We start from the raw sequence: 18,207 nt of genomic DNA, 5'->3' as shown, positions 1-18,207 counted from the left end.
TTGCAGGAACCTACCGATATGAATCAGGTATGCCGGAAACATGCGTGTGTCGGTCTTTTTGTTGTAGAAGCCAGTGGAGCCTCCCGTGCGCCAGCGTTATTTAGCCTTGCTCAGCGTGTTTGCCAGCCTTCCTGCGATGGCGCTCACTTTCCAGACGCGTCTGGAGAGCATCGAGTGGACGGTCGAAGGTGACAAGTTCGAATGCCGCCTGACTCAGCCGATCACCGATTTCGGGTCGGGTGAATTCGTGCGCCGTGCCGGTGAGCAGGCGATATTCCGTCTGAATACCTACAACGCGATGATTGGTGGCGGTTCGGCAACCTTGCTAGCGGCTGCCGCGCCGTGGCAACCAGGGCGTGGCGATATCAACCTGGGCTCGGTACGCCTAAGCAGCGGCAATGTGCTGTTCAACAGCTCGCAAGCTCAGGCCGGGCGCCTGATCAGTGGCTTGATCGATGGCCGCAGTCCGGTGATCCGGCATGCCTCTGGCGATGGCCGGGTCTCGGAAGTGCGTCTGTTGCCGGTCAAGTTCAGCAAGGCATTCAATGACTACCAAAGCTGTGTGGCGAAATTGCTGCCGAAGAATTTCGAACAGGTCAAACAGTCCGAAATCACCTTCACGGGGGCTGAAGGCATCGATCTCGATGCGCACGCCAAGGCGCAGTTGCAAGTGATGCTGGAGTTCATGAAGGCTGATCCGTCGGTCAATCACATCGAGCTCGACGGGCACTCCGACAACAGTGGCAATCGCCTGGCCAATCGTGAGCTGTCACGCCGGCGCGCATTGGCGGTGATGGATTACTTCAAGGCCAACGGCATTCAGGAGTCGCAGATCACCATGCGCTTCCACGGCGAGCGTTACCCTGTAGCGCCTAACACCAACGCCGCCAACCGCGCGAAGAATCGCCGGGTTGCCGTGCGTCTGGAACGTGTCGCGCCGACGGAGAAAGTCGCGCCTCAAGGGGCGACACCGGGAAGCGCTTCGACGACCTCCTGAGCCGGCTGAAATCGTCGCCCGATCGACAGAATCTGTCGCTTCGTCGTCATAAGCTGTCGCGACACTGTAAATTATTTCGTATGACCGGTAGACTTCACGGCTTTCCGTAGAACCCCGTGGAGTGATGGCATGGCGGACGTAAACAAGGTCGTTCTGGCGTATTCCGGCGGCCTGGACACTTCGGTGATCCTCAAGTGGCTGCAGGATACTTATAACTGTGAAGTCGTGACCTTCACCGCTGACCTGGGTCAGGGCGAAGAGGTCGAACCTGCACGCGCCAAGGCACAGGCCATGGGCGTGAAAGAGATCTACATCGACGACTTGCGCGAAGAATTCGTGCGCGATTTCGTTTTCCCGATGTTCCGCGCCAACACCGTTTACGAAGGCGAGTACCTGCTGGGTACTTCCATCGCTCGTCCGTTGATCGCCAAACGCCTGATCGAAATCGCCAACGAAACCGGCGCTGACGCCATTTCCCATGGTGCCACCGGCAAGGGCAACGACCAGGTTCGTTTCGAGCTGGGTGCCTACGCCTTGAAGCCAGGCGTGAAAGTGATTGCTCCGTGGCGCGAATGGGACCTGCTGTCCCGTGAAAAGCTGATGGATTACGCTGAAAAGCACAACATCCCGATCGAGCGTCACGGCAAGAAAAAATCCCCGTACTCGATGGATGCCAACCTGCTGCACATCTCCTATGAAGGCGGCGTGCTGGAAGACACCTGGACCGAGCACGAAGAAGACATGTGGAAATGGACCGTCTCCCCGGAGAACGCTCCAGACAAACCGCAATACCTGGAACTGACCTACCGTAACGGCGACATCGTTGCACTGGACGGCGTCGAGATGACCCCGGCTACCGTGCTGGCGACCCTGAACCGTATCGGTGGCGAACACGGTATCGGCCGTCTCGACATCGTCGAGAACCGTTACGTGGGCATGAAGTCCCGTGGTTGCTACGAAACGCCTGGTGGCACCATCATGCTGCGCGCTCACCGTGCGATCGAATCGATCACCCTGGACCGCGAAGTGGCTCACCTCAAAGACGAGTTGATGCCCAAGTACGCCAGCCTGATCTACACCGGTTACTGGTGGAGCCCAGAGCGTCTGATGCTGCAACAGATGATCGATGCGTCCCAGGCCCACGTGAACGGCGTTGTTCGCCTGAAGCTGTACAAGGGCAACGTGATCGTGACCGGTCGCAAGTCTGACGAATCGTTGTTCGACGCCAATATCGCGACCTTCGAAGAAGACGGCGGTGCTTACAACCAGGCCGACGCAGCGGGCTTCATCAAGCTCAACGCCCTGCGTATGCGCATTGCTGCGAACAAAGGCCGCAAGCTGTTCTGAGACCTTTGCCGTTGGTAATGGAAGTGTGGCCTTGTCGGTGACAAGGCCACACCTCGTAATGGGGATGTTCTACCTGGCATTCTTCAAGCATTCAGCTTGTTCTTGATGCCTGTTACGCCTTTCTGCTGCTTTTCTCTCCTTTTGCTCTTCAAGAGCTACCTGCCGGTCTCTGCCGGATAAAACGTTTGCCCAATGATAGTCAACGCTTGAGAGCTCGAATTATAAGCAACGCAGAAGATAGAACCGCTGCGCTTCCTTGTCAGTTTCGAATGCTTGAGCACGCTTTCCTTCAGCGATGTCTCCGAGTCGCCGCACGTGAGAAATACGATCACTTGCGCGATGTTTTTCTGTGGGGGCTGAATGCTCTCCAGCAGCGAGCTGAACTCTAATGGCTGACCCGATACGCGTGCATCGACGATGTGCAGATCCTTCAGCCGTTCAGGCAGGCAGACGTAATGCCGGGCCGCAAGATTAGGCATGGAGGCAGTGTTGTCCTTGCGATCCGCGCTTTTCATGACGGTTAAGAAGTGCTCTCCCTTTTCAAAATCAGAAGGCGCGTAAAGCGACCGATAATTGAAGTTAAGGGTCACGAAAAACAGGAAAAGCAAATAAAACGGAAAGCTGATCAGATACCAGATGTACAGCGCTCGTTCTTCATCGCCGAGAAAGGGCAATGAAAGAGCCGCTGATGCTTCAGACAGTGTCGCGAAAATTGCAATGATAGTCATGGGGGTCGTCATTTTTCTTTTGAGTTTCATAATAGTCTTTGCTCATTATGGTGTTAACTTTTGCTCGGTGGTTTAAAGGTTTGTTTGTTGGGGTGTTGGAATCTGTTCTGCGGAAGCTGCTGGTAATATAATTGGGGGGGCTCCGGTTTTGAGTTGTATGTTTTAAGGTTTGGTAAAGTTGCGTAATTGTTTGAGTGTCATGTTGGTGTGACTTGTTTTGCTGGAAGATATTGTGGGTGGTCTGATTTTTAAGTGTGTCCTGAAATAAGTAATTTGTTGTACCTGGGTATGATGTTTTTTTTGTGTGAGGTTTCCGATCGAGGGGGATGTCTTGCCTGTTTTAAAGTGTAGCTGAGTACTGGTTTTTTTGTCGGAGGTGCGCGTTTGATGGATTAATGTTTTTTATTGCCGTAATTCGACGCGGAAAAATGGTCGGAAGGCTGGGTGCGCGAAATTTGATACCGTGCAGGATGCAATTTGTTTTAAGAAATTTGTAGGACCAATCTTTTAAATTTGTAAGAAATGTCTCTGGCTGTGGGTGGCTGAGGGCGGCGGCATGCCATGGATGAAGCGACTAGGCTATTGTGCGGGCTCTAAAAATTCGAACAGCGAAATTGGACTTGCCCATGAATAAAGTGCTGATCGTGGATGATCACCCCGTCATTCGTCTTGCGGTGCGTATGCTAATGGAGCGCCATGGCTACGAAGTCATTGCAGAAACAGATAACGGCGTGGACGCATTACAACTGGCCCGTGAACTAATGCCGGACATTGTCATTCTGGATATTGGAATACCCAAGCTGGATGGGCTGGAGGTCATTGCGCGACTGACATCGACGGCGATGCCACTTAAAGTGCTGATATTGACTTCACAGGCGCCGGGGCATTTTTCCATGCGTTGCATGCAGTCGGGAGCTGCAGGCTATGTGTGTAAACAACAGGACCTGACTGAGTTGCTCAGTGCAATAAAAGCCGTGCTGTCAGGCTACAGTTACTTTCCGAATCAAGCGTTGCATACCGTGCGGTCAAGTCTTGGCAATGCCAGTGAAGCCGATATGGTGGATCGTTTGTCCGGACGCGAAATGATGGTTTTACAACAGTTGGCCAGAGGAAAGACCAATAAGGAGATTGCCGATGGAATGTTTCTCAGCAATAAAACCGTCAGTACCTACAAAACCCGCCTGTTGTTGAAGCTTAATGCTCGTTCCCTGGTCGACCTGATCGAACTGGCTCAACGCAATGGCCTGGTATAAGTGCCACCCACGTCTGAAGACGCCGTGCTCATCAGCGATGGGCGCTTAGTAAAGAGCCTCCGTTTCGGGAGGCTTTTAGGGGTTACAGGTCAAAATCGTAATCGGCCAATTGCTTTTGCAGTCGGCGCTCCTCCAGCAGGTTGTCGATGGTGCGACGTTTGCTCAGGTTGGTCTTTGCCACTTCTACTACCGGTTCAGCGTCATCGGCCTCAACGGGTGTGAAGTCGTCTTCTACGTCCAATTGCTCTTTGCCAGTGCTCATAGGTCAACTCCAGGCTAAGACTGCCTTTGGCGCCCCTTATATCGATAATCGCCCGGCGGGTAAAAAAGATTTTTTCAATCGATACATCAATAATTTTAATAGCGCCTCAATCGTCCGAGGTCTTTTGCTTGTATTCGCATAAGTCCTCGATCCGGCAGCTGCCGCAGCGGGGCTTGCGGGCCAGGCATACGTAACGCCCGTGAAGGATCAGCCAGTGATGCGAGTCGAGCAGGTATTGCTTGGGTACAAATTTCATCAGTTTCTGCTCAACCTCGACGACATTCTTGCCGGGCGCAATGCCGGTGCGGTTGCTGACCCGGAAGATATGGGTGTCCACGGCCATGGTCAGTTGGCGAAAGGCGGTATTGAGCACCACGTTCGCCGTCTTGCGGCCGACGCCAGGGAGCGCTTCCAGTTCCTCGCGGGTTTGCGGGACTTCACCGCCGTGGCGTTCCACCAGCAAGCGACAGGTTTCGATCACGTTTTTCGCTTTGCTGTTAAACAGGCCAATCGTCTTGATGTATTCCGACAGCCCTTCGACGCCCAGCGCATGGATTGCCGCCGGGGTGTTGGCCACGGGATAGAGTTTGGCGGTGGCCTTGTTGACGCCGACATCGGTCGACTGAGCAGAAAGAATCACGGCAATCAGCAATTCGAAGGGCGACGAATAGGCCAGTTCAGTCTTGGGTTCCGGGTTGTCTTCGTGAAACCGGCGGAAAATTTCCAAACGTTTTGCGGCATTCATGGGCGATGCGTTTCCCTAAAAATCAGTCAATCAATGTGAAGGCGTCGAGCGAGCCCAGGCCTGACGTGCGGCGACCAACGCTCCCAGCAGGATGAACCCGCCGGGGACTAGCGTGGCGAGGTGCAGGCCACCGTTGCCAAGGAGCTCTCGCAGCAGGCCCAGGCCCAGCATCAATGCGCCAAACACGGCGCACAGGCGCAAGCGATCAAGGCGCGGGCTCTGGAAGAAACCGTTGTATTCCAGCACAACGCACTGCAGGGCGATCAGTCCTGCGTAAAGCGCCACAGGCTGGTGCCATTGCAGTGACCAGGCTTGTGCGGCCATTTGCGCGCAGCTGGTGAGCGTGGCGGCCAGCAGGATGCTGGCAATCAAGCGGGCGGACGGCAGCAGTCGCGATCGCAAGGCCCACATGCCAAGGCCGTAACCACCGATGACCACGATGAACATTAGCCACAGTCCCAGTGCCGCCGTCCAGGAGGTCGTGGCGCCGATCAGGGGCGCCAGCATCAGTGAGTTTTGCAGGGTTGACGACTTAGTCATGGGCGTTACTTCCGATCAAGGATTGCCGGTGTTCATCGAAGTAGCGCAAGGCGTCATGAATGGCGCTGATCACCGCCCTTGAAGTGATGGTCGCCCCTGCCACCTGATCGAATTGTCCCTGATCCTTTTTCAAGGCCCAGCCCGTGTCGCCGGGGTCGTTGCGGGACTTGCCGGTAAACGCCTGAAGCCATGCGTTCGGCCAGTCGGCGATCTTGCCCCCCAGCCCCGGGGTTTCCGATTGCTTGAGGGCTTTGACCCCCAACAACTTACCGTTGGCATCAATGACAATCATCAACTCGATTTTGCCTTCATAGCCCAGAGTCTGGCTGCGCAGCAATACCGCGCTCGGCTGGCCGGCCTTGGTCGCCAGGTTGCCGCCCAGCAGCGTGCTGTTGGCCAACGGGATGTTGGCGAGGTCGAGCGGCTGTTCCAGGGGGTGATTGTCATAGTTTTCGGGCGGTAGCAGGTCCAGCAGGTTGCGACTGTCGATCAGCCGTTGTTCTGCAGCAATACGCGGTGCGCTGGTGTGGTGCGCGAAGTAAGTCGCGCCGATACCCAACCCGGCCAGTAACACCAGAATCACCACACTGGACGCTCGTTTCATGGGGTCACTGGCTCCTGCCTGGACGCGATAAAACGCTCCAGCGCCGGTACACAAAGGTTCATCAGCAGCACGGAAAATGCCAATCCGTCCGGATAACCGCCCCAGGTCCGTATCAGGTAAGTCAGCAAGCCCACACCCAGACCAAAGAGCAATCGGGCACCTGCGCTTTTTGCCCCGGACACCGGTTCAGTGACAATGAAAAAAGCCCCCAGCATGGTGGCTCCGGTGAGCAGATGAAACAGTGGTGAGCCATGGGAATCGGAGCCCGAACCGTTCCAGCACAGCAGACTGATGACAAACAGGCTGGCGAGCATGCCGACCGGTGCATGCCAGCTGAACACCCGGCGTTGCAGGAGAAAGACGCCGCCGGCGAGAAAGGCCAGGTTGACCCATTCCATGCCGCGTCCGCCGAAATGACCGAATGCCGGGTTGCCGGCGAAGAGTTCGTCCATGGTCAGGCTTTTGTTGATGCGCAGGCTGTCCAGTGCAGTGGCCTGGGCCCAAGCGTCTGGTGTAGCGCCGAGGTTGAAGCCGAATATCTGTTGCAGGCCGCCGAGCAAGTCCATGCCGTGGGAGGATGGCCAGTGCGTCATCTGTTGGGGAAACGTCACCAGCACCAGAGCGAAACCGAGCATTGCCGGGTTAAACGGATTCTTGCCCACCCCGCCATACAATTGTTTGCCCAGTATCGCGAACGCCGCCGCACAGACCGTCAACCACCACGGGCAGTACGGCGGCAATGCCAGCGCCAGCAACGTCGCGCTGACCAGCGCGCTACCGTCGCTCAACGTTGGTTTGAGCGGACGCCGGCGAAGTCGCAACACGGCACCTTCAACCGCCAGCGCGGTGGCAGCCGCCAGTATCAGGTTGATCAAGACGCCCCAGCCATACAGCCAAAACAACGTCAGCATTCCCGGCACGGTGGCCAGCAACACCAGCTTCATGGCCTGCTGGAGGCGTTCGTCCACCGATTCAAGGGGCGACATAGGCATCCACCTGGCGCTGGGCTTCCAACAGCCGCGCGCGGGCCTTGGCGATCAATTCGTTTGGGGTGTCCGCACTTCGTTCGAGTTTGCTGACGTCGGCACGGGCGTAGGCCAATTCGGTTTTCAGCTGTCGAAGCTGGCTGTCGATGGGGCGCTTTTCGATGCGTGTCAGGTCCGGCAGCGGTTGTTCACTCGCCGCTTCCGCGACGTGCAACGCCTGTTCCGCCTCATTGAGCGCTTGTTGCAGGGCTTCGAGCTGTTCGGCCGGTGCTTCGTTGGTCTGGGCTTTCTTGAGTTCGGCGCGACGCATGGCCAACTGAATTTTTGCCCGCTTCAATTCGGCATCCTTCGCCGGGACCACTGGCGTCGGGGGGGCTGCTGAAATGCTTTCCAGTTGCGCCAAAGCCTGTTCGGCGGCCTCGAACTGTTGTTGCAGAACGATCAGTTGCGATTGCTGCTCGAAGGTCGGTGGATGCCCGAAGGCCTTGAGCGACTTGTTCAGCTGCGCCCGACTCATCGCCACTTCGATCCTGGCCTTTTTCAACGCCGCATCAGCGTTCGCCACTTTTTGTGCGCGCACGCGTTCAAGCGCCGCTTGCACCGGGTCAGCCGTCGTCACTTCACTGTGTGCAACAGCGCGTTGGGCGCGGGCCTGACGTTCTGCGATTTTCTGTTGTTCCTCGCGCTGCAAGCGGGCATTGCGTTGTTCAAAGCGGCGCCGTGCATGGTTGCGCTTGGCGGCGCGAGCCTGTTGCTCTTCAAGGCTGAAGGCCAGGCCTCCGACAATCGGCAGTACCGTGGCCAGCGGCAACGGACGCATCTCGATGCAGTCCACCGGGCAGGGCGCCACGCACAGGTCGCAACCGGTGCATTCGTCGATGATCACCGTGTGCATCAACTTGGCCGCGCCAACAATGGCATCGACCGGGCAGGCCTGGATGCATTTGGTGCAACCGATGCATTCGGCTTCACGAATATAGGCAATCTGCGCCGGGGCTGAACCGCGACTGGTGTCCAGTTCCAGTACCGGTACTTTCAGCAGTTCGGCCAGCGCAGCGATGGTTTCGCTGCCACCGGGCGGGCACTTGTTGATCGGCTCGCCGCTGGCGATGCCTTCGGCGTAGGGCTTGCATCCGGGGTGGCCACACTTGCCGCATTGAGTCTGCGGCAGGAGGGCGTCGATGCGTTGAATCAGACTCATGTTTTGATCAGTCCGCTAAATCCGAGAAATGCCACTGCGATCAGTCCGGCGCCGATCAGCTCGATCGGCAGGCCACGAAAGGGCAGGGGGATATCGTTATCGAGTGTGCGCTGGCGCAAATCGCTGAACAGGCTCAGCACCAGCCAAAACCCCAGCCCGGTGCCGAGGCTCAGAAAGGCGACGTGAAAGAATCCCTTGTCGTCCTGAGCGTTGAGCAACGTCAACCCGAGCACGCCAGCATTGCCCAAAAGAAGCGGCCAGAGCCCGTCGAACGCCAATCTGGGCAACAGCTGCGACAGCGCTTTCAACAACGGTGAGATCAACAACACGCTTAAGGGCAGGAACACGAAAAGACGCAGCGATGTCAGCTCCAGCGGCACCAGCAACCAACGGTCAGCGCTATAGCCCAGCGTGCCAACCAGCAGCATCAAACAGGTGGTCGCAATGCCCAGTGCATGAACTTGCCGATGCGCGTTGCCCAGCAGCGGATCGGCGCCCAGCGGCCAGTGCAACACGACATTGTTGATCAGGGCAGCGCTGATAAGCGTAAGAAGTATCTCGGTCATGATCGTGCCGGCAAGAACGGGGGCTTTTTAACGAGCGGTCTAAAAAGCTTAGGCATTATCCGGCAAGGACGGAGGGTGGGCCAGATATGAAAATCCCACAGTCGCGTCAGGCACGACTGTGGGATCGGTTTACAGCAAGACCTTACTTGATGCGCTGACCCGGCTTGGCACCGCTGTCAGGGCTGAGCAGGTAGATTTCTTCACCGCCAGGACCGGCCGCCATCACCATGCCTTCAGAGATGCCGAACTTCATTTTTCGTGGCTTGAGGTTAGCGATCATCATGGTCAGGCGACCATCGAGCTTAGACGGGTCCGGGTAAGCACTCTTGATCCCGGAGAACACATTGCGTTGCTCGTCACCGATGTCCAGGGTCAGGCGCAGTAACTTGTCGGCGCCTTCCACGTGTTCAGCCTTGACGATCAGTGCGACGCGCAGGTCGATCGCAGCGAACGCGTCGAACTCGATCTCTGGCGATAGCGGATCCTTGGCCAGTTCGCCGTTGCCGGCCGGTGCAGCTTCGCCGGTATCGGTTGCGCTGGCGGTCAGGTCTTCTTTCGACGCGTCGCTCATGGCCTGTACTTTCACCGGGTCGATACGGGTCATCAACGGCTTGAACTCGTTCAGCTGGTGGTTGCTGAGCAGGGTTGCGTGGTCGTTCCAGGTCAGCGGCGCGACGTTCAGGAACGCCTCGGCGTCGGCGGCCAGCAACGGCAGGACCGGCTTGAGGAAAATCACCAACTGGCGGAACAGGTTGACGCCCAAGGCGCAGATGGCCTGGACTTCGTCCTGCTTGCCTTCCTGTTTGTTCAGCGACCACGGGGCCTTGTCGGCGATCCAGGCGTTGGCACGGTCGGCCAGGCCCATGATTTCACGCATGGCGCGGGCGAAGTCGCGAGCCTCGTAAGCCTCGGCGATGCTGGGCGCAGCAGCCAGGAACGCGTCGGTCAGCTCAGGTGCGGCATTACCGGCCACCAGCACACCGGCGTTGCCTTTATGGATGAAGCCGGCGCAACGGCTGGCGATGTTGACGACTTTGCCGACCAGGTCCGAGTTGACCTTCTGCACGAAGTCTTCGAGGTTCAGGTCGAGGTCGTCGACGCCACGGCTCAGCTTGGCCGCGTAGTAGTAGCGCAGGTACTCCGGCGACAAGTGATCCAGGTAGGTCCGGGCCTTGATGAAGGTGCCACGGGACTTGGACATTTTCTGACCGTTGACGGTAAGGTAGCCGTGCACGTTGATACCGGTCGGTTTGCGGAAACCCGCGCCTTCAAGCATCGCTGGCCAGAACAGGGCGTGGAAGTTAACGATGTCCTTGCCGATGAAATGGTACAGCTCGGCGGTGGAGTCCTTGCCCCAGAACGCGTCGAAGTCCAGCTCCGGCGTGCGGTCGCACAGGTTCTTGAAGCTGGCCATGTAGCCGATTGGCGCATCCAGCCACACGTAGAAATATTTGCCCGGCTCGTCCGGAATCTCGAAGCCGAAGTACGGCGCATCGCGGGAGATGTCCCACTGTTGCAGGCCGGCATCCAGCCATTCGGCGATCTTGTTGGCCACGGCGTCTTGCAGGGTGCCGCTGCGGGTCCAGGTTTGCAGCATTTCCTGGAAGTCCGGCAGCTTGAAGAAGAAGTGCTGGGAATCCTTGAGCACCGGCGTGGCGCCAGAGATCGCCGACTTCGGATCCTTCAGGTCGGTCGGCGCGTAGGTCGCACCGCATTTCTCGCAGTTGTCGCCGTACTGGTCTTCGGTGCCGCATTTCGGGCAGGTGCCCTTGATGAAGCGGTCGGCCAGGAACATTTTCTTTTCCGGGTCGAAATATTGCGTGATCGAGCGCTGGGCGATGTGCCCGGCGTCGCGCAGCTTCAGGTAGATCTGGCTCGACAGCTCACGGTTTTCTTCGGCGTGAGTGGAGTGGAAGTTGTCGAAGTCCACCAGGAACTCGGCAAAGTCGGCGCTGTGTTCAGCCTGGACGTTGGCGATCAGTTGTTCCGGGGTGATGCCTTCCTTTTCTGCGCGCAGCATGATCGCCGAACCGTGGGCGTCGTCGGCGCAGACATAAATGCATTGGTTGCCGCGGTGCTTCTGGAAGCGCACCCACATATCGGTCTGGATGTATTCCAGCATGTGGCCAAGATGGATCGAACCATTGGCATAGGGCAGGGCGCTGGTGACGAGGATCTTGCGTGGCTCGGACATGGGGCTCGGCTACTTGATGAAACGGAGGTCGGCCACTATAAAGCGCTGGCGCATATTTTTCACCCTGTGAGCCTGTTTCATTGGATGAGTAACGGTTGGATGCCCTCTTTTGAACATCCCGTCGATCCTTCAGAACAGGTACGATACCCACCATCTTTTCCAAGTCCTGTTTTCGGAGTTGCCCATGAGCGCCGTCAATCGCGCAGCGGTGGAAGCCGTCCTTCGCCAATACACCGACCCTTACCTGAACCAGGACCCGGTCAGCGCCGGATGTGTACGTAATATCGACATCCAGGGCGATCGTGTCAGCGTCCAGTTGGAATTGGGTTACGCCGCCGGCCTGTTCAAGAGCGGCTGGTCGCAGATGCTGCAAATGGCTATCGAAGGCCTGGACGGTGTGACGACGGCCCGTGTCGACATCACCAGCGTGATTGCCGCGCACAAGGCTCAGGCGCAGATCCCGGGGTTGGCCAACGTGAAAAACGTGGTGGCCGTGGCGTCCGGCAAGGGCGGCGTGGGTAAATCCACCACCGCCGCGAACCTGGCGCTGGCGCTGGCCCGTGAAGGGGCCAAGGTCGGGATTCTTGACGCGGACATCTACGGTCCGAGCCAGGGCATCATGTTCGGCATCCCCGAAGGCACCCGACCAAAGGTCAAGGATCAGAAGTGGTTTGTGCCGATCGAGTCCCATGGCGTTGAAGTGATGTCGATGGCGTTCCTGACCGACGACAACACACCGATGGTCTGGCGCGGTCCGATGGTCTCCGGTGCGCTGCTGCAACTGGTCACCCAGACCGCGTGGGGCGACCTCGATTACCTGGTCATCGACATGCCGCCAGGCACCGGTGACATTCAGCTGACCCTGGCACAGAAAGTCCCGGTGGCCGGTGCCGTGATCGTCACGACCCCGCAAGACCTGGCGTTGCTGGATGCGCGCAAAGGCGTGGAAATGTTCCGCAAGGTCAATATCCCGGTGCTGGGCGTGGTGGAAAACATGGCCGTGCACATCTGCTCCAACTGCGGGCATGCCGAGCATCTGTTTGGTGAAGGCGGGGGTGTGAAGCTGGCCAACCAGTATGGTGTCGAACTGTTGGCCTCGTTGCCGCTGGCGATGGCCATTCGCGAACAGGCCGATGGCGGCAAGCCAACCGTGATCGCCGAACCGGACAGCCCGATTGCGCTGGTGTATCAGGAACTCGCTCGCCACGTCGGCGCGCGGATCGTGTTGCAGGAAGCGGCATCGCCGGCGATGCCGAACATCACCATCAGCGACGATTGATTCGCTGAATAGATGTTGTAGCAGCTGCCGAGGCACGAGGCTGCGTTGGGCTGCGCAGCGGCCCCCGAGGGCGGTCCTGCGGACACGCAACGCAGCCTCGTGCCTGGGCAGCTGCTACAGGGTTTTGGGTGTTGCCTTAGATTCGCAACCCGCCATCCATTTCGAGGATCCGGCCGGTGTAGTAGTCGTTCTCGAAAATGTATGCCGCCGAATGGGCGATCTCTTCCGGTTTGCCCATGCGTTTGAGCGGAATACCGGCCGTCATCTTTTCCAGCGCTTCAGGCTTCATGCCCAGCGTCATTTCGGTTTCGATAAAGCCCGGTGCGATGCCCGCCACGCGAATGCCGTAGCGCGCCAGTTCCTTGGCCCAGGTCACGGTCGCTGCCGCCACGCCAGCCTTGGCCGCCGAGTAGTTGGTCTGGCCAACGTTGCCGGCACGGGAAATCGAGGAGATATTGATGATCGCGCCGCTGTTGTTCAGCTCGACCATTTTTGCCGCGACTTCACGGGTGCACAGGAACACGCCGGTCAGGTTGACGTCGATCACCGCCTGCCATTGGGCCAGGCTCATCTTGGTCATTTCGCCGTCCTTGACCTTCAGCAGCAGACCGTCGCGCAGGATGCCGGCGTTGTTGATCAGGCCGTGGATCGCACCGAAGTCTTCGGCGACCTGGGCGACCATGTGGGTCACTTGCTCTTCATTGGCGACGTTGCACAGGTAGCTGCGCGCCTCGACGCCCTTGGCCTTGCACGCGGCGACGGTGTCGTCGAGTTTTTCCTGGTTCAGGTCCACCAGCGCGAGCTTCGCGCCTTTACCCGCGAAATACTCGGCCATCGAACGGCCTAAACCCTGGCAACCGCCAGTGATAATGATTACTTTGTCAGTGAGTTGCATTCGCATGCCCCAATAGCAGGTCAGAGTGGTTTCCTAGTAGAGGGCCTCTCGATCTGCGCCTGATGTGGCCTGGCTACACATGAGAACTGCCCCGATGGCGTACTGGATACTTATCCCCAGGCGCCTGTCCGTTTTTTCGACGGATTCTATATAAGGAGTCATAAATTGAGCGTTGAAGCGGCCAAGAATGCCCGAGAATTGCTTCTCAAGGAATACCGGGGAGTGCTTTCTACCCACTCCAAGTCGATGCCGGGGTACCCGTTTGGCTCGGTGGTTCCTTACTGCCTGGACGAGCAGGGCCGGCCGCTGATCCTTATCAGCCGCATCGCCCAGCACACGCATAACCTGCAGAAAGACCCGAAATGCTCGCTGTTCGTGGGCGAGCGCGAGGCCGATGACGTGCAAGCCGTTGGTCGGCTGACGTACCTCGCCGAAGCAGAAAAGCTCGAGGACGAAGCGGCCATTGAAGCGGCCGCCGAGCGTTACTACCGCTATTTCCCTGAATCGCAGAGCTATCACAAGGCCCACGATTTCGATTTCTGGGTGCTTAAACCCGTGCGTCACCGCTACATCGGTGGCTTCGGCGCGATTCACTGGGTTGAACACCTGACTCTGGCCAACCCGTTTGCCGGCAAAGCCGAGGTGAGCATGGTCGAGCACATGAATGCCGATCACGCCAAAGCCATCGCGCACTACGTCGATCTGGCGGGCCTGCCGAAAACCGAACCGGCGCAACTGGCCGGCATCGACACCGAAGGCATGCATTTGCGCATCGGTCAGGCGCTGTATTGGTTGCCGTTTCAAGCACCTTGTAATACGCCGACACAAGTCCGGGAAGCCTTGGTTTTCCTGGCTCACGCCGAGCATTGGCCCAAAAAAGAAGTCGCCGACGCTTGAATTCACGAAAGGGCGACGTCATCTAAGGCTAACTGGCAAGGCATTCTTGCGTTGAGGAACCATTTGATGCGCCCTTTTTTATTGCTCTTTGTACTTTTCCCGGTGTTGGAGCTATTCGTATTCGTCAAAGTCAGTGGCGCCATCGGGTTTTTCCCGGCCTTGCTGCTGATCATTCTCGGCTCGATGCTCGGCGTGTTCGTGTTGCGCATCGCCGGTCTGGCCACTGCGTTGCGTGCCCGTGAAAGCCTGAATCGCGGCGAGCTGCCGGCCCAGACCATGCTGGAAGGGTTGATGCTGGCCCTGGCAGGCGGTCTGTTGATCCTGCCGGGCTTCGTCTCTGACGTGCTGGGTCTGATCATGCTGCTGCCGATCTCCCGTCGACTGCTGGCCAACAAAATGCGCCAGCGCGCTGAAGAAGCCTCGATCCGTCAGCGTGCCTTCGCCGACGACCTGCAGCCACGTGGCGGTCCTGCACCACGCGAGCCGCTGGGCCGTGAGCCCAACGTGATCGAAGGCGAGTTCGAACACCGCGACCCCCAGTAAAACGTTTCACCTGCACGGCACCTTCGGGTGCCGTGTCTGTTTCGGGTCATCGATGTAAAAAATTTCGATCCCCGCCCTTGTAATAAGCTTATGCGCCCTTATGTAACGGTCACCGCAAGGTTTCTGGCGATCACGCCAGACAGACTTCCGCGTCTCGCTTGTCGAGCCGCACCCGGCACCGCCGGATTTGTTAAACCCGCCGGGAATACACCGGCCGATGAAAACCACAATTAGGAGAGATCGACAATGAAGCTTCGTCCTCTGCATGACCGCGTCGTCATCCGTCGCAGCGAAGAAGAAAAGAAAACCGCTGGCGGTATCGTCCTGCCAGGTTCGGCTGCTGAAAAAGCCAACAGTGGCGAGATCCTCGCTGTCGGTACCGGCCGCGTGCTGGACAACGGTGAAGTGCGTGCACTGGCCGTTAAAGTGGGCGACAAGGTTGTGTTCGGCCCGTACTCCGGCAGCAACACCGTGAAAGTTGACGGCGAAGACCTGCTGGTAATGGCTGAGAACGAGATTCTCGCTGTTATCGAAGGCTGATACCCCGCTCATTTTCCCGCTACTACAAAGTATTTAAGGAATATCGATCATGGCTGCTAAAGAAGTTAAATTCGGCGATTCCGCCCGCAAGAAAATGCTCGCCGGTGTGAACGTCCTGGCTGACGCAGTAAAAGCGACCCTGGGCCCTAAAGGCCGTAACGTGATCATCGAGAAGAGCTTCGGCGCTCCGACCATCACCAAGGACGGCGTTTCCGTTGCCAAAGAAATCGAGCTGAAAGATCGCTTCGAAAACATGGGCGCGCAGCTGGTCAAAGACGTTGCCTCCCGTGCCAACGACGACGCAGGCGACGGCACCACCACCGCTACCGTTCTGGCTCAATCGATCGTCAACGAAGGCCTGAAAGCCGTCGCTGCCGGCATGAACCCGATGGACCTGAAGCGCGGCATCGACAAAGCGACCATCGCGATCGTCAAAGAGCTCAAAGCCCTGTCCAAGCCTTGCGCTGACACCAAGGCCATCGCTCAGGTCGGCACCATCTCGGCCAACTCCGACAGCTCCATCGGCGACATCATTGCCGAAGCCATGGAAAAAGTCGGTAAAGAAGGCGTGATCACCGTTGAAGAAGGCTCGGGCCTGGAAAACGAACTGTCGGTTGTTGAAGGCATGCAGTTCGACCGTGGCTACCTGTCCCCGTACTTCGTCAACAAGCCAGAGACCATGACTGCCGAGCTGGACGGTCCGCTGATCCTGCTGGTCGACAAAAAGATCTCGAACATCCGCGAAATGCTGCCAGTACTGGAAGCCGTTGCCAAAGCCGGCCGTCCACTGCTGATCGTGGCCGAAGACGTTGAAGGCGAAGCCCTGGCGACTCTGGTTGTGAACAACATGCGTGGCATCGTTAAAGTCGCAGCCGTCAAGGCTCCAGGCTTCGGCGACCGTCGCAAGGCCATGCTGCAGGACATCGCTGTTCTGACGGGCGGTACCGTTATCTCCGAAGAGATCGGCCTGAGCCTGGAAAGCACTACCCTGGAACACCTGGGTAATGCCAAGCGCGTGATCCTGTCCAAAGAAAACACCACCGTGATCGACGGTGCCGGCGTTGAGGCTGACATCCAGGCTCGCGTTCTGCAGATCCGTCAGCAAGTGGCTGATACTTCGTCCGACTACGACCGTGAAAAACTGCAAGAGCGTCTGGCCAAGTTGTCCGGCGGCGTTGCAGTGATCAAGGTTGGCGCCGGTTCCGAAGTTGAAATGAAAGAGAAGAAAGCCCGCGTTGAAGACGCCCTGCACGCTACCCGTGCAGCCGTTGAAGAAGGCGTGGTACCTGGCGGCGGCGTGGCACTGGTTCGCGCTCTGCAGGCTATCTCCGAGCTGAAAGGCGACAACGATGACCAGAACGTTGGCATCCAGTTGCTGCGTCGCGCTGTTGAAGCGCCACTGCGTCAGATCGTTGCCAACTCCGGCGACGAGCCAAGCGTAGTGGTCGACAAGGTCAAGCAGGGTTCGGGTAACTACGGTTACAACGCTGCGACCGGCGAATACGGCGACATGATCGAAATGGGTATCCTGGACCCGGCTAAAGTGACTCGTTCGGCTCTGCAAGCGGCTTCGTCGATTGCCAGCCTGATGATCACCACTGAAGCCATGATCGCCGAGATCAAGGACGACGCACCAGCTGGCGGCGGCATGCCAGACATGGGCGGTATGGGCGGCATGGGCGGCATGATGTAAGCCAGCCTTACCCCTGTACTGAAAAACCCCGCCTGCGAAAGCAGGCGGGGTTTTTTATTGCCTCATATCGGGCCAGTCAGGAAACCGCTTTAACCTGTGTGAGCCGGGCTTGCCCGCGATGGCGTCAGCCCAGGCGCTCACTTCTAACGGTTTGATCGGTGTTTCATGCGTTGACTGTTTTCGCTTTGGCCATCGACGCAACCTTGGAAGCAGGTCGATATAGCACGTAATAATAAGACCCCAGGCAAATCAGCCAGCAGAAAACCGCGGTCCACAGGTTGTGCGAAAAGAAGTGCGCGCCCTGCATCATCCGGCCAATCGAAAACACCGAACCCAGGGCGAAGGCGAAGACAAATGCCGCACGCGCCATGCGCGGACGACGGTCACGCAACACAAAGAACAGGGCAAACAGGGTGAAACCGGTGGCGGCATGACCACCGGGCCAGCAGCGGCCGGGTTTGTTCGTGTGCGGGCGAGGGCTCAGCAATTCGCTGTAGGTCTCGTGGCCGCCAAACTGCTCAAGGCTCCATGGGCATTGCACCGCCGTCACTGCTTTCATGGGCGTTACAAAGGATGTTGCCAGACCCAGCGACAGCACCAGGCATCCCAACTCACGCTTGAACGGCTTGAGCTTGTCCACAAAAAAAGACGCGATAAAGCCGATGATCGCAAACACGGAAAAGGCGATCACTGCCTGCTTGGCGCGGTCGTGCAAAATGTCTTCCAAAAAGTAGCTGTGGCGCCCGATGAAATCCCCGGCCACTGGATCGTAGAACAGCTTGGCAAGGTCCATGTCCAGGGACGTCAGTTCCAGTAACACCAGAACGATCGCCGCGACGGCGGGAACACCCAGGCACACCCAGAAATTGAGCGGGCGTGAGGCAGGGCGGACAACGGTTGATGACATGGTGGATCCTGAGCAAAGGAAAACCCCCGG

19 protein-coding genes are annotated in these 18,207 nt (G+C 58.0%); 8 read left to right on the top strand and 11 right to left on the bottom strand.

What is annotated here, in order from left to right; all coding sequences use genetic code 11:
- The first annotated feature begins 85 nt into the window (after window positions 1–85).
- Both J2X66_RS15315 and J2X66_RS15310 read left to right on the top strand, forming a co-directional pair.
- Window positions 86–997, top strand: coding sequence for an OmpA family protein (locus tag J2X66_RS15315; RefSeq protein WP_310265725.1), 912 nt, complete (start codon window positions 86–88; stop codon window positions 995–997).
- A gap of 129 nt (window positions 998–1,126) precedes the next feature.
- Window positions 1,127–2,344 (top strand): argininosuccinate synthase, encoded by a 1,218-nt coding sequence (locus J2X66_RS15310; protein ID WP_027922848.1) that lies wholly within the window; start codon window positions 1,127–1,129, stop codon window positions 2,342–2,344.
- A gap of 155 nt (window positions 2,345–2,499) precedes the next feature.
- Here J2X66_RS15310 and J2X66_RS15305 read toward each other — a convergent pair whose 3' ends face one another.
- A complete protein-coding gene (locus J2X66_RS15305; protein WP_310266203.1) occupies window positions 2,500–3,105 on the bottom strand; it encodes a hypothetical protein in 606 nt (201 codons plus the stop codon).
- Between the two features lie 593 nt (window positions 3,106–3,698).
- On the opposite strand from J2X66_RS15305, the gene J2X66_RS15300 reads away from it, so the two are divergent.
- Complete coding sequence (locus tag J2X66_RS15300) at window positions 3,699–4,325, top strand: response regulator transcription factor (protein WP_007943575.1); 627 nt, start codon at window positions 3,699–3,701, stop codon at window positions 4,323–4,325.
- Between the two features lie 82 nt (window positions 4,326–4,407).
- Here J2X66_RS15300 and J2X66_RS15295 read toward each other — a convergent pair whose 3' ends face one another.
- The 8 genes from J2X66_RS15295 to metG form a co-directional block, all read right to left on the bottom strand.
- Complete coding sequence (locus tag J2X66_RS15295) at window positions 4,408–4,587, bottom strand: PA3496 family putative envelope integrity protein (RefSeq protein ID WP_007898493.1); 180 nt, start codon at window positions 4,585–4,587, stop codon at window positions 4,408–4,410.
- Between the two features lie 106 nt (window positions 4,588–4,693).
- On the bottom strand, window positions 4,694–5,332 hold the full coding sequence (gene nth / locus J2X66_RS15290) for an endonuclease III (RefSeq protein WP_007943576.1): 639 nt from the start codon (window positions 5,330–5,332) through the stop codon (window positions 4,694–4,696).
- A 30-nt stretch (window positions 5,333–5,362) separates the two neighbouring features.
- On the bottom strand, window positions 5,363–5,872 hold the full coding sequence (locus J2X66_RS15285) for an Rnf-Nqr domain containing protein (protein WP_310265720.1): 510 nt from the start codon (window positions 5,870–5,872) through the stop codon (window positions 5,363–5,365).
- Entirely contained in the window at window positions 5,865–6,476 is a 612-nt protein-coding gene (locus J2X66_RS15280) for an RnfABCDGE type electron transport complex subunit G (RefSeq protein WP_310265716.1), read from the bottom strand. Before J2X66_RS15280 ends, J2X66_RS15285 begins: the two co-directional genes overlap by 8 nt.
- The gene (locus J2X66_RS15275; protein WP_310265714.1) at window positions 6,473–7,462 is read right to left on the bottom strand and encodes an RnfABCDGE type electron transport complex subunit D; all 990 of its coding nucleotides are present in this window, start codon (window positions 7,460–7,462) and stop codon (window positions 6,473–6,475) included. The genes J2X66_RS15280 and J2X66_RS15275 overlap by 4 nt, the downstream gene beginning before the upstream one ends.
- On the bottom strand, window positions 7,449–8,663 hold the full coding sequence (gene rsxB / locus J2X66_RS15270) for an electron transport complex subunit RsxB (RefSeq protein WP_310265712.1): 1,215 nt from the start codon (window positions 8,661–8,663) through the stop codon (window positions 7,449–7,451). The genes J2X66_RS15275 and rsxB overlap by 14 nt, the downstream gene beginning before the upstream one ends.
- Window positions 8,660–9,229 carry an Rnf-Nqr domain containing protein gene (locus J2X66_RS15265; RefSeq protein WP_310265711.1) on the bottom strand — a complete coding sequence of 190 codons (570 nt, stop codon included), beginning with the start codon at window positions 9,227–9,229 and terminating at the stop codon, window positions 8,660–8,662. The genes rsxB and J2X66_RS15265 overlap by 4 nt, the downstream gene beginning before the upstream one ends.
- A 142-nt stretch (window positions 9,230–9,371) precedes the next feature.
- The gene (gene metG / locus J2X66_RS15260; RefSeq protein WP_027922856.1) at window positions 9,372–11,423 is read right to left on the bottom strand and encodes a methionine--tRNA ligase; all 2,052 of its coding nucleotides are present in this window, start codon (window positions 11,421–11,423) and stop codon (window positions 9,372–9,374) included.
- 184 nt (window positions 11,424–11,607) lie between these two features.
- On the opposite strand from metG, the gene apbC reads away from it, so the two are divergent.
- Entirely contained in the window at window positions 11,608–12,702 is a 1,095-nt protein-coding gene (apbC, locus tag J2X66_RS15255; protein ID WP_027922857.1) for an iron-sulfur cluster carrier protein ApbC, read from the top strand.
- Window positions 12,703–12,838: 136 nt separating this feature from the next.
- Here the strand turns inward: apbC and J2X66_RS15250 are convergent, their stop codons facing one another.
- The gene (locus J2X66_RS15250; RefSeq protein WP_027922858.1) at window positions 12,839–13,597 is read right to left on the bottom strand and encodes an SDR family oxidoreductase; all 759 of its coding nucleotides are present in this window, start codon (window positions 13,595–13,597) and stop codon (window positions 12,839–12,841) included.
- Window positions 13,598–13,762: 165 nt separating this feature from the next.
- On the opposite strand from J2X66_RS15250, the gene J2X66_RS15245 reads away from it, so the two are divergent.
- From J2X66_RS15245 to groL, 4 genes are all read left to right on the top strand, one after another.
- Entirely contained in the window at window positions 13,763–14,494 is a 732-nt protein-coding gene (locus J2X66_RS15245) for a HugZ family protein (protein WP_310265707.1), read from the top strand.
- A 66-nt stretch (window positions 14,495–14,560) separates the two neighbouring features.
- Window positions 14,561–15,037, top strand: coding sequence for an FxsA family protein (locus J2X66_RS15240; protein ID WP_310265705.1), 477 nt, complete (start codon window positions 14,561–14,563; stop codon window positions 15,035–15,037).
- Between the two features lie 246 nt (window positions 15,038–15,283).
- Window positions 15,284–15,577: a co-chaperone GroES gene (locus J2X66_RS15235; RefSeq protein WP_019827816.1), complete on the top strand. Its 294-nt coding sequence runs from the start codon at window positions 15,284–15,286 to the stop codon at window positions 15,575–15,577.
- A 49-nt stretch (window positions 15,578–15,626) separates the two neighbouring features.
- Window positions 15,627–17,270 carry a chaperonin GroEL gene (groL, locus tag J2X66_RS15230; protein WP_074874047.1) on the top strand — a complete coding sequence of 548 codons (1,644 nt, stop codon included), beginning with the start codon at window positions 15,627–15,629 and terminating at the stop codon, window positions 17,268–17,270.
- Window positions 17,271–17,433: 163 nt separating this feature from the next.
- Here the strand turns inward: groL and J2X66_RS15225 are convergent, their stop codons facing one another.
- Window positions 17,434–18,177: a phosphatase PAP2 family protein gene (locus J2X66_RS15225; RefSeq protein ID WP_310265700.1), complete on the bottom strand. Its 744-nt coding sequence runs from the start codon at window positions 18,175–18,177 to the stop codon at window positions 17,434–17,436.
- Window positions 18,178–18,207: the final 30 nt, after the last annotated feature.

It is taken from the genome of Pseudomonas sp. 3296 (genome assembly GCF_031456615.1).
GTDB lineage: Bacteria > Pseudomonadota > Gammaproteobacteria > Pseudomonadales > Pseudomonadaceae > Aquipseudomonas > Aquipseudomonas mucoides.
The sequence above is the reverse complement of the archived record's forward strand: the minus strand, read 5'-3'. Positions and strand labels throughout refer to the sequence as shown.